Origin of the sequence: Kosakonia sp. N21 (assembly GCF_050587465.1) — a bacterium.
GTDB lineage: Bacteria > Pseudomonadota > Gammaproteobacteria > Enterobacterales > Enterobacteriaceae.
In genome coordinates, this window is the sequence record NZ_JBOBHR010000008.1 from 243,193 (window position 1) to 253,233 (window position 10,041).

The 10,041-nt window shown below is 53.2% G+C and carries 14 protein-coding genes; 13 read left to right on the forward strand and 1 reads right to left on the reverse strand.

The features are described 5' to 3' along the window. Positions 1-11 precede the first annotated feature (11 nt). The 4 genes from kefG (at position 12) to slyD (ending at position 3,262) form a co-directional block, all read left to right on the forward strand. Entirely contained in the window at positions 12-563 is a 552-nt protein-coding gene (gene kefG, locus ACQ3G7_RS19455) for a glutathione-regulated potassium-efflux system ancillary protein KefG (protein WP_263099078.1), read from the forward strand. After that, positions 563-2,368: a glutathione-regulated potassium-efflux system protein KefB gene (gene kefB, locus ACQ3G7_RS19460; RefSeq protein WP_430891367.1), complete on the forward strand. Its 1,806-nt coding sequence runs from the start codon at positions 563-565 to the stop codon at positions 2,366-2,368. Before kefG ends, kefB begins: the two co-directional genes overlap by 1 nt. A gap of 11 nt (positions 2,369-2,379) precedes the next feature. Continuing rightward, positions 2,380-2,580 carry a YheV family putative zinc ribbon protein gene (locus ACQ3G7_RS19465; protein ID WP_430891369.1) on the forward strand — a complete coding sequence of 67 codons (201 nt, stop codon included), beginning with the start codon at positions 2,380-2,382 and terminating at the stop codon, positions 2,578-2,580. A gap of 94 nt (positions 2,581-2,674) precedes the next feature. Further along, positions 2,675-3,262: a peptidylprolyl isomerase gene (gene slyD / locus ACQ3G7_RS19470; protein WP_263099081.1), complete on the forward strand. Its 588-nt coding sequence runs from the start codon at positions 2,675-2,677 to the stop codon at positions 3,260-3,262. Between the two features lie 74 nt (positions 3,263-3,336). Here slyD and ACQ3G7_RS19475 read toward each other — a convergent pair whose 3' ends face one another. Next, positions 3,337-3,555 carry a protein SlyX gene (locus ACQ3G7_RS19475; RefSeq protein ID WP_061492915.1) on the reverse strand — a complete coding sequence of 73 codons (219 nt, stop codon included), beginning with the start codon at positions 3,553-3,555 and terminating at the stop codon, positions 3,337-3,339. Positions 3,556-3,795: 240 nt separating this feature from the next. On the opposite strand from ACQ3G7_RS19475, the gene fkpA reads away from it, so the two are divergent. The 9 genes from fkpA to ACQ3G7_RS19520 form a co-directional block, all read left to right on the forward strand. Further along, on the forward strand, positions 3,796-4,644 hold the full coding sequence (gene fkpA, locus ACQ3G7_RS19480; protein WP_061492916.1) for an FKBP-type peptidyl-prolyl cis-trans isomerase: 849 nt from the start codon (positions 3,796-3,798) through the stop codon (positions 4,642-4,644). A gap of 203 nt (positions 4,645-4,847) precedes the next feature. Further along, on the forward strand, positions 4,848-5,570 hold the full coding sequence (locus ACQ3G7_RS19485; protein WP_263099082.1) for a helix-turn-helix transcriptional regulator: 723 nt from the start codon (positions 4,848-4,850) through the stop codon (positions 5,568-5,570). Continuing rightward, positions 5,570-5,956 carry a sulfurtransferase complex subunit TusD gene (tusD, locus tag ACQ3G7_RS19490; RefSeq protein ID WP_263099083.1) on the forward strand — a complete coding sequence of 129 codons (387 nt, stop codon included), beginning with the start codon at positions 5,570-5,572 and terminating at the stop codon, positions 5,954-5,956. Before ACQ3G7_RS19485 ends, tusD begins: the two co-directional genes overlap by 1 nt. Continuing rightward, on the forward strand, positions 5,956-6,315 hold the full coding sequence (gene tusC, locus ACQ3G7_RS19495; RefSeq protein WP_263099084.1) for a sulfurtransferase complex subunit TusC: 360 nt from the start codon (positions 5,956-5,958) through the stop codon (positions 6,313-6,315). Before tusD ends, tusC begins: the two co-directional genes overlap by 1 nt. 7 nt (positions 6,316-6,322) lie before the next feature. Further along, positions 6,323-6,610, forward strand: a complete 288-nt coding sequence (tusB, locus tag ACQ3G7_RS19500; protein ID WP_263099085.1) for a sulfurtransferase complex subunit TusB — start codon at positions 6,323-6,325, stop codon at positions 6,608-6,610. Between the two features lie 124 nt (positions 6,611-6,734). After that, positions 6,735-7,109, forward strand: a complete 375-nt coding sequence (gene rpsL / locus ACQ3G7_RS19505; RefSeq protein ID WP_003023654.1) for a 30S ribosomal protein S12 — start codon at positions 6,735-6,737, stop codon at positions 7,107-7,109. A gap of 96 nt (positions 7,110-7,205) precedes the next feature. Continuing rightward, on the forward strand, positions 7,206-7,676 hold the full coding sequence (gene rpsG, locus ACQ3G7_RS19510; RefSeq protein ID WP_035894363.1) for a 30S ribosomal protein S7: 471 nt from the start codon (positions 7,206-7,208) through the stop codon (positions 7,674-7,676). Between the two features lie 99 nt (positions 7,677-7,775). After that, positions 7,776-9,890, forward strand: coding sequence for an elongation factor G (gene fusA, locus ACQ3G7_RS19515; RefSeq protein ID WP_263099086.1), 2,115 nt, complete (start codon positions 7,776-7,778; stop codon positions 9,888-9,890). 70 nt (positions 9,891-9,960) lie between these two features. Then, positions 9,961-10,041: elongation factor Tu (locus ACQ3G7_RS19520; protein ID WP_003842260.1), on the forward strand; the 81-nt coding region annotated here is incomplete at its 3' end.

The following is a 10,041-nucleotide window of genomic DNA, read 5'->3' on the forward strand; positions in this document are numbered from 1 at the left end:
GAGGGGAAGAGATGTCACAGACAGCGAAAGTGTTGCTGCTGTATGCCCATCCGGAATCTCAGGACTCGGTGGCGAACCGGGTTTTGCTTAAACCGGCAATGCAGATGCAAAACGTGACGGTGCATGATTTGTATGCCCGTTATCCCGACTTTTTTATTGATATCCCTTATGAACAGGCGTTACTGCGTGAGCATGACGTTATCGTGTTCCAGCACCCGCTTTATACCTACAGTTGCCCGGCGCTGCTCAAAGAGTGGCTGGACCGCGTTTTGAGCCGTGGGTTTGCCAGCGGCACAGGCGGGAATCAACTGGCGGGAAAGTACTGGCGTAGCGTCATCACCACTGGCGAGCCGGAGACGGCTTATCGTCACGATGGTCTTAACGGATATCCCATGAGCGATATTTTGCGCCCCTTCGAGCTGACCGCCGCCATGTGTCGCATGCACTGGCTTAGCCCGATCATTATCTACTGGGCGCGCAGGCAACCCCCGCAGGAACTGGCGAATCACGCTAAAGCTTACGCTGAGTGGCTGGCATCGCCGTTGCCGGATGGAGGTCGTTAATGGAAGGGTCCGATCTGTTACTGGCAGGGGTGTTGTTTCTGTTTGCGGCGGTGGTCGCCGTACCGTTAGCCTCCCGTCTGGGCATTGGCGCGGTGCTTGGGTATTTGCTGGCGGGAATCGCCATTGGCCCGTGGGGTTTGGGGTTCATCAGCGATGTGGATGAAATCCTGCATTTTTCCGAGCTGGGCGTGGTGTTCCTGATGTTTATCATCGGCCTGGAACTGAATCCGGCAAAACTGTGGGAGTTGCGGCGGTCGATCTTTGGCGTGGGCGCGGCGCAGGTATTGCTGAGTGCGGCGATCCTCGCCGGTTTATTGATGCTGACGCAGTTTTCCTGGCAGGCGGCGGTGATCGGCGGCATTGGCCTGGCGATGTCATCTACCGCGATGGCGCTGCAACTGATGCGCGACAAGGGGATGAACCGCAGCGAGTCCGGGCAACTGGGTTTTTCGGTGCTGCTGTTTCAGGATTTGGCGGTGATCCCCGCGCTGGCACTGGTGCCACTGCTGGCGGGGAATGGGGATGAGCATCTCGACTGGATGAAGGTTGGCCTGAAGGTGCTGGCTTTCGCGGGCATGTTGATTGGCGGTCGTTATCTGTTGCGACCGGTGTTCCGCTTCATTGCCGGTTCCGGCGTGCGGGAAGTGTTTACCGCCGCGACACTGCTGCTGGTGCTTGGTTCAGCGCTGTTTATGGATGCGCTGGGGCTGTCGATGGCGCTCGGTACGTTTATCGCCGGGGTTTTACTGGCGGAAAGCGAATACCGGCATGAGCTGGAAATTGCCATTGAGCCATTTAAAGGACTGTTGCTGGGGTTGTTCTTTATTTCTGTTGGCATGGCGCTGAATCTGGGCGTGCTCTATACCCACCTGTTGTGGGTCGTGTTGAGCGTAATGGTGCTGGTGGCGGTGAAAACGCTGGTGTTGTACGGACTGGCGCGCCTGTATGGCCTGCGCAGTTCAGAACGGATGCAGTTTGCGGGGGTGCTCAGCCAGGGGGGAGAATTTGCCTTCGTGCTTTTCTCTTCCGCCTCTTCCCAGCATCTGTTCCAGCATGACCAGATGGCGCTGCTGCTGGTGACCGTCACCCTGTCGATGATGACCACGCCTTTGCTGATGCGCGGCATTGATAACGTGCTCTCCCGGCGTTTTAACACCCCGGAAGATGAAGACGAAGCACCGTGGGTGGAAGACGATAAACCGCAGGTCATTGTGGTGGGCTTCGGGCGTTTTGGTCAGGTAATTGGTCGCCTGTTAATGGCCAATAAAATGCGTATTACCGTGCTGGAGCGGGATATCAGCGCCGTCAACCTGATGCGAAAATACGGTTATAAGGTCTATTACGGCGATGCGACGCAAGTGGAGCTGTTGCGCTCAGCGGGGGCGGAGGCGGCGAAATCCATCGTGATTACCTGTAACGATCCGCTGGATACCATGAAGCTGGTGGAAATATGCCAGCAGCATTTCCCGAACCTGACCATTCTTGCGCGGGCGAGAGGGCGTGTGGAAGCTCATGAGTTGTTACAGGCCGGGGTTACGCAGTTTTCCCGCGAGACCTTTTCCAGTGCGCTGGAATTGGGGCGTAAGTCGCTTATCTCGCTGGGGATGCATCCGCACCAGGCTCAACGCGCGCAGCTCCATTTTAAGCGCCTGGATATGCGCATGCTGCGTGAATTGATGCCAGTGCATACCGACACGGTGCAAATTTCCCGTGTGCGCGAAGCGCGGCGAGAGCTGGAAGAGATTTTTCAGCGTGAAATGCAGCAAGAGCGTCGCCAGTTGGATGGCTGGGACGAGTTTGAATAAGGGGAATTCGAATGGCTGTTCGTAAACGTTTTATTGCCGGTGCTATCTGCCCGGCGTGCCAGGCGAAGGATTCGATGGCGATGTGGCGTGAAAATAATGTCGATATTGTTGAATGCGTTAAGTGTGGGCATCAGATGCGCGAAGCCGATAAGGACGTTAAAGAGCATGTGCGCAAAGATGAGCAAGTGATCGGGATTTTTCATCCGGACTAGCGATATCAGGCAGGTTTTTTTAAGCTAAAGGGTACACGGGTGCAGAATTCCGCTACAATCTGCGCCAGTAATTTTCCCACGCTCAGGAGATATCATGAAAGTAGCAAAAGACCTGGTGGTCAGCCTGGCCTATCAGGTACGTACAGAAGACGGTGTATTGGTTGATGAGTCTCCGGTGAGTGCGCCGCTGGACTACCTGCACGGTCACGGTTCCCTGATCTCTGGTCTGGAAAACGCGCTGGACGGTCACGCAGTCGGCGACAAATTCGATGTGGCTGTTGGCGCGAACGACGCTTACGGTCAGTACGACGAAAACCTGGTGCAGCGCGTACCGAAAGACGTCTTTATGGGCGTTGACGAGCTGCAGGTGGGTATGCGTTTCCTGGCAGAAACCGACCAGGGTCCGGTGCCGGTAGAAATTACCGAAGTGGAAGACGACCACGTTGTGGTTGACGGCAACCACATGCTGGCAGGCCAGAACCTGAAGTTCAACGTGGAAGTTGTCGCTATCCGCGAAGCAACCGAAGAAGAGCTGGCTCATGGCCACGTTCACGGTGCACACGGTCATGACCACGATCACGACCACGATCACGATGGTTGCTGCGGCGGTCACGGCCACGATCACGATCATGACCACGGTAAAGGTGGTTGCGGTGGTCACGGCGGTTGCGGTTGCCACTAATACGCGTTGTCTTGCGCACTGTCGGTGCGTTGATTGCGTAATAAAAAAGCGGGGAAACCCGCTTTTTTTACGCCTCAATAATGGGGCGGAGGCGTCTCTTCTGACGGTGAGGCCATATGGGAAGGCTGGCTGGCTTTCAGTTTTTCAGCCATCAAACGGAGGTGCTCGCGCAGCTTCGCCATTTCCAGTTCATGCGCGATGACCGTCTGGTTCAGCTCTTCAATGGTCATCTCCTGAAAGGCCAACCGGCTTTCCAGTTCCGCCAGTCGGGCTTCTATCGTTAACTCTTGCATTCTTTACCTCTGGATTGCGTCTGACCCGGTTTTCATTAAACGGGCGGATTTTACTGAACTTTGCCGTGCGATACAGCATCAGCGCAGAAAAGCAGAAACTTATTTAAACAAAAATAGTCAGAAAACAGGTGAATTCGGCGGGTGTCCTTATGTTGATTTCCCGCGCAACGCTTTATAGTACGTTCCTTACTTTCTTATGTTTAACCCTGGGGCGAGATGCCCCGGCCCCTGGAGAAATGGATGAAATCACTGTTTAAAGTCACGCTGCTGGCGACCACCATGGCCGTAGCACTTCATGCACCGATTTCTTTCGCTGCGGATGCCGCAAAGAAAGAGACTGCAGCAGCAGCTGACAGCAAAGCGGCATTTAAAAATGACGACCAGAAATCCGCCTATGCGCTCGGCGCGTCACTGGGCCGCTACATGGAAAACTCCCTGAAAGAGCAGGAAAAACTGGGCATCAAACTGGATAAAGCTCAGCTGATCGCCGGTGTTCAGGATGCGTTTGCCGATAAGAGCAAACTGAGCGACCAGGAAATCGAACAGACTCTGCAAGCGTTTGAAACCCGCGTGAAGAGCGCCGCTCAGGAACGCATGGAAAAAGACGCGGCTGATAACGAAGCCAAAGGCAAAGCCTTCCGCGACACCTTTGCAAAAGAGAAAGGTGTGAAAACGTCTGACACCGGTCTGCTGTACAAAGTTGAGAAAGACGGTACTGGCGATGCGCCGAAAGACAGCGATACCGTGGTGGTGAACTACAAAGGGACGCTGATCGACGGTAAAGAGTTCGACAACTCCTACACCCGCGGCGAACCGCTCTCCTTCCGTCTGGATGGTGTTATCCCGGGCTGGACCGAAGGCCTGAAAAACATCAAGAAAGGCGGCAAGATCAAGCTGGTTATCCCGCCGGCTCTGGCCTATGGCAAAACGGGTGTTCCGGGGATCCCGGCTAACTCTACGCTGGTCTTTGATGTAGAACTGTTGGACATTAAAGCGGCGCCGAAAGCTGACGCCGCCGCGCCAGAAGCAGCACCGGCGGCAGGCGATAAAGCCGCTGACCCGAAAGCTGCAGACGCCAGTAAGAAGTAATACCGCGAAAAAAGCGCCGCCTTCGGGCGGCGTTTTTTTTGACCCCCATTCAGGATGCAGCCAACAAACAGGTAGCTTGACGGATAAAGTGTATATAATTCTGGAAAGCTTAACCTACGATGTATTAATTTAGATCCCCATATAAATACTGAGCCTGCCCTGAAAACATAACGACAGGCTCCTGAAAAGGAGTGTTTTTTTTCATGTCCAGGTCGCTATTAACCAACGAAACCAGTGAGCTTGATTTACTGGATCAACGTCCTTTCGATCAAACCGACTTCGATATCCTCAAATCTTATGAAGCGGTGGTGGACGGGTTAGCGATGCTCATTGGTTCCCATTGCGAAATTGTTTTGCACTCCCTGCAGGATCTGAAATGTTCCGCTATTCGCATTGCCAACGGCGAACACACCGGGCGTAAAATCGGTTCACCCATTACCGATCTTGCATTGCGTATGCTGCACGATATGACAGGCGCGGACAGTAGCGTGTCCAAGTGCTACTTCACACGAGCGAAAAGCGGCGTACTGATGAAGTCGGAAACCATCGCGATCCGTAATCGCGAGCACCGGGTGATTGGTCTGCTGTGTATTAACATGAACCTCGATGTGCCGTTCTCGCAAATTATGAGCACCTTTATTCCGCCAGAAACTCCGGATGCGGGATCGTCGGTCAACTTTGCCTCCTCGGTGGAAGACCTGGTCACACAAACGCTGGAGTTCACTATCGAAGAGGTGAATGCCGATCGTAACGTTTCCAACAACGCCAAGAACCGGCAGATCGTCCTGAATCTCTATGAGAAAGGCATCTTTGATATTAAAGACGCTATTAACCAGGTGGCCGACCGCCTGAACATCTCCAAACACACCGTGTATCTGTACATTCGTCAGTTCAAAAGCGGTGACTTTTCCGGGCAGGAGCGGTAATGCGTTTTGCCCTGATGGTGACCGGCCCGGCGTACGGCACGCAACAGGCCAGCAGTGCCTACCAGTTTGCGGTTGCGCTGTTGGCGGCAGGGCATACGCTTGGCAGCGTTTTTTTTTACCGGGAGGGGGTGAGCAACGCGAATGCGCTGACCGCTCCCGCCAGCGATGAGTTTGATTTGGTGCGTGCATGGCAAAAATTGCACGACGAACAGCAGGTCGAACTGCATATTTGCGTTGCTGCGGCGCTTCGTCGCGGTGTGGTTGATTCAGCGGAAGCACAGCGGTTGGGGCTTCCTGCTGCTAACCTGCAGGCCGGGTTTTCGCTAACCGGGCTGGGCGCACTCGCGGAAGCCGCGCTCTCCTGCGATCGGGTGGTGCAGTTCTGATGACGCGTATTGCCTTTGTATTTACTTCGGCGCCGCACGGCTCCGCTTCCGGGCGTGAAGGTCTGGATGCGCTGCTGGCGACCTCCGCGTTTACCGATGATATTGGCGTGTTTTTCGTGGGTGACGGCGTTTTTCAACTGCTGGCGAATCAGCGACCTGATGCCATTCTGGCGCGGGATTACATCGCCACATTTAAAGTCCTTCCTCTCTACGATATCGACCAGTGCTGGCTGTGTGCTGCTTCGCTGCGTGAGCGTGGCTTAAGCGAAGATGCGGCGTTTGTATTGCCTGCCCGGTGTCTGGAACCTGATGCGCTGCGCGAGCGGCTTGATGAATACACCGTCGTTATGACCTTTTGAGGCGTCTATGCTGCATACTTTGTCTCAGTCCCCATGGCAGTGCGATATGGCGGCAATGCTGCGATTAGTGCGCCCTGGCGATGATTTACTGCTGTTGTCTGACGGCGTAACGGCGGCGCTGGAAGGCGGACGTTTCATTGACTTATTGCTCAATGCCCCCATATCGCTACACGTGCTGAGTGAAGACGTTGATGCGCGTGGTCTTTCTGGTCAAATTTCGAGCAGTGTCGTCAGGGTTGACTATACTGATTTCGTGAGTCTGGCCGTGAAACATGATGCTCAGATGCGTTGGTAATGTGTGATCGCTGTATATTTCTTGACACCTTTTCAGCACAGCCATAAAATTCTGCGTCCTCATATTATATGAGGTCGTTTTATTACGTGTTTACGAAGCAAAAGCTAAAACCAGGAGCTATTTAATGGCAACAGTTAACCAGCTGGTACGCAAACCACGCGCACGCAAAGTTGCAAAAAGCAACGTTCCGGCGCTGGAAGCATGCCCGCAAAAACGTGGCGTATGTACTCGCGTATATACTACCACCCCGAAAAAACCGAACTCCGCGCTGCGTAAAGTATGCCGTGTTCGTCTGACTAACGGTTTCGAAGTGACTTCCTACATCGGTGGTGAAGGTCACAACCTGCAGGAGCACTCCGTGATCCTGATCCGTGGCGGTCGTGTAAAAGACCTCCCGGGTGTTCGTTACCACACTGTACGTGGCGCGCTCGACTGCTCCGGTGTTAAAGACCGTAAGCAATCTCGCTCCAAATACGGCGTGAAACGTCCTAAGGCTTAATGGTTCTCCGTTAAGTAAGGCCAAACTGTTTTAACTTAATGTCAAACTAAACTCTTAGAGTTTTGGACAATCCTGAATTAACAACGGAGTATTTCCATGCCACGTCGTCGTGTTATTGGTCAGCGTAAAATTCTGCCGGATCCGAAGTTCGGATCAGAACTGCTGGCTAAATTTGTCAATATCCTGATGGTAGACGGTAAAAAATCTACTGCAGAATCAATCGTATACAGCGCGCTGGAGACCCTGGCTCAGCGTTCTGGTAAAAATGAACTGGAAGCTTTCGAAGTAGCTCTCGAAAACGTGCGCCCGACTGTCGAAGTTAAGTCTCGCCGCGTTGGTGGTTCTACTTATCAGGTTCCGGTTGAAGTACGTCCGGTTCGCCGCAATGCCCTGGCAATGCGTTGGATCGTTGAAGCTGCTCGTAAACGCGGTGATAAATCCATGGCTCTGCGCCTGGCGAACGAACTTTCTGATGCTGCAGACAACAAAGGTACTGCAGTTAAGAAACGTGAAGACGTTCACCGTATGGCCGAAGCCAACAAGGCGTTCGCACACTACCGTTGGTAATCCCTTCGGAGTTTTAGTCACCAGGCGGGCGCTTCCTGTAAGTCGCCCGCTATTTGGCAACTTAAATCTGAACGCCTAAAGAGACAAACGAGGAATCAAATGGCTCGTACAACACCCATCGCACGTTACCGTAACATTGGTATCAGTGCGCACATCGACGCCGGTAAAACCACGACTACCGAACGTATTCTGTTCTACACCGGTGTAAACCACAAAATCGGTGAAGTTCATGACGGCGCCGCAACCATGGACTGGATGGAGCAGGAGCAGGAGCGTGGTATTACCATTACCTCCGCTGCGACTACCGCATTCTGGTCTGGTATGGCGAAGCAGTATGAACCGCATCGCGTAAACATCATCGACACCCCGGGGCACGTTGACTTCACTATCGAAGTAGAACGTTCCATGCGTGTTCTTGACGGTGCGGTAATGGTTTACTGCGCAGTTGGTGGTGTTCAGCCGCAGTCTGAAACCGTATGGCGTCAGGCTAACAAATATAAAGTTCCGCGCATCGCGTTCGTTAACAAAATGGACCGCATGGGCGCTAACTTCCTGAAAGTTGTTGGTCAGATCAAATCCCGTCTGGGCGCGAACCCGGTTCCGCTGCAGTTGGCGATTGGTGCTGAAGAAGGTTTCACCGGTGTTGTTGACCTGGTGAAAATGAAAGCCATCAACTGGAACGAAGCAGACCAGGGCGTAACCTTCGAATACGAAGATATCCCGGCTGAGATGCAGGACCTGGCTGACGAATGGCACCAGAACCTGATCGAATCCGCTGCGGAAGCTTCCGAAGAGCTGATGGAAAAATACCTGGGTGGTGAAGAACTGACTGAAGCAGAGATCAAATCTGCCCTGCGTCAGCGCGTTCTGAACAACGAAATCATCCTGGTTACCTGTGGTTCTGCGTTCAAAAACAAAGGTGTTCAGGCGATGCTGGATGCGGTAATTGATTACCTGCCATCCCCGACTGACGTACCTGCGATCAACGGTATGCTGGACGACGGTAAAGATACCCCGGCTGAGCGTCACGCTAGCGACGAAGAGCCGTTCTCTGCTCTGGCGTTCAAAATCGCTACCGACCCGTTCGTTGGTAACCTGACGTTCTTCCGCGTGTACTCCGGCGTAGTTAACTCCGGTGATACCGTACTGAACTCTGTGAAAGCTGCACGTGAACGTTTTGGTCGTATCGTACAGATGCACGCCAACAAACGTGAAGAGATCAAAGAAGTTCGCGCGGGCGACATCGCTGCTGCGATCGGTCTGAAAGACGTTATTACTGGTGATACCCTGTGTGATCCGGATCATCCGATCATTCTGGAACGTATGGAATTCCCGGAACCGGTAATCTCCATCGCGGTAGAACCGAAAACCAAAGCTGACCAGGAAAAAATGGGTCTGGCTCTGGGCCGTCTGGCGAAAGAAGACCCGTCATTCCGCGTATGGACTGACGAAGAATCTAACCAGACCATTATCGCCGGTATGGGTGAGCTGCACCTCGACATCATCGTTGACCGTATGAAACGTGAATTCAACGTTGAAGCGAACGTCGGTAAACCTCAGGTTGCTTACCGTGAAGCGATTCGCGCGAAAGTTACCGATATCGAAGGTAAACACGCCAAACAGTCTGGTGGTCGCGGTCAGTATGGTCATGTTGTTATCGACATGTACCCGCTGGAGCCGGGCTCTAACCCGAAAGGTTACGAGTTCATCAACGACATTAAAGGTGGTGTAATTCCTGGCGAATACATCCCGGCTGTTGATAAAGGCATCCAGGAACAGCTGAAAGCTGGCCCGCTGGCGGGTTACCCGGTTGTTGACCTCGGTGTGCGTCTGCACTTCGGTTCTTACCACGACGTTGACTCCTCTGAACTGGCGTTTAAACTGGCTGCGTCTATTGCCTTTAAAGATGGCTTTAAGAAAGCGAAACCAGTTCTGCTTGAGCCGATCATGAAGGTTGAAGTAGAGACTCCGGAAGAGAACACCGGTGACGTTATCGGTGACCTTAGCCGTCGTCGCGGTATGCTGCGCGGTCAGGAATCTGAAGTCACTGGCGTTAAGATTCACGCTGAAGTGCCGCTGTCTGAAATGTTCGGATACGCAACTCAACTGCGTTCTCTGACCAAAGGTCGTGCATCGTACACTATGGAATTCCTGAAGTATGATGATGCACCGAACAACGTTGCTCAGGCCGTAATCGAAGCCCGTGGTAAATAAGCCTCAGGGTTAAAACCAAAGTCCCGTGCTCTCTCCAGAAGGGGAGAGCACTATAGTAAGGAATAAAGCCGTGTCTAAAGAAAAATTTGAACGTACAAAACCGCACGTCAACGTCGGCACTATCGGCCACGTTGACCATGGTAAAACTACC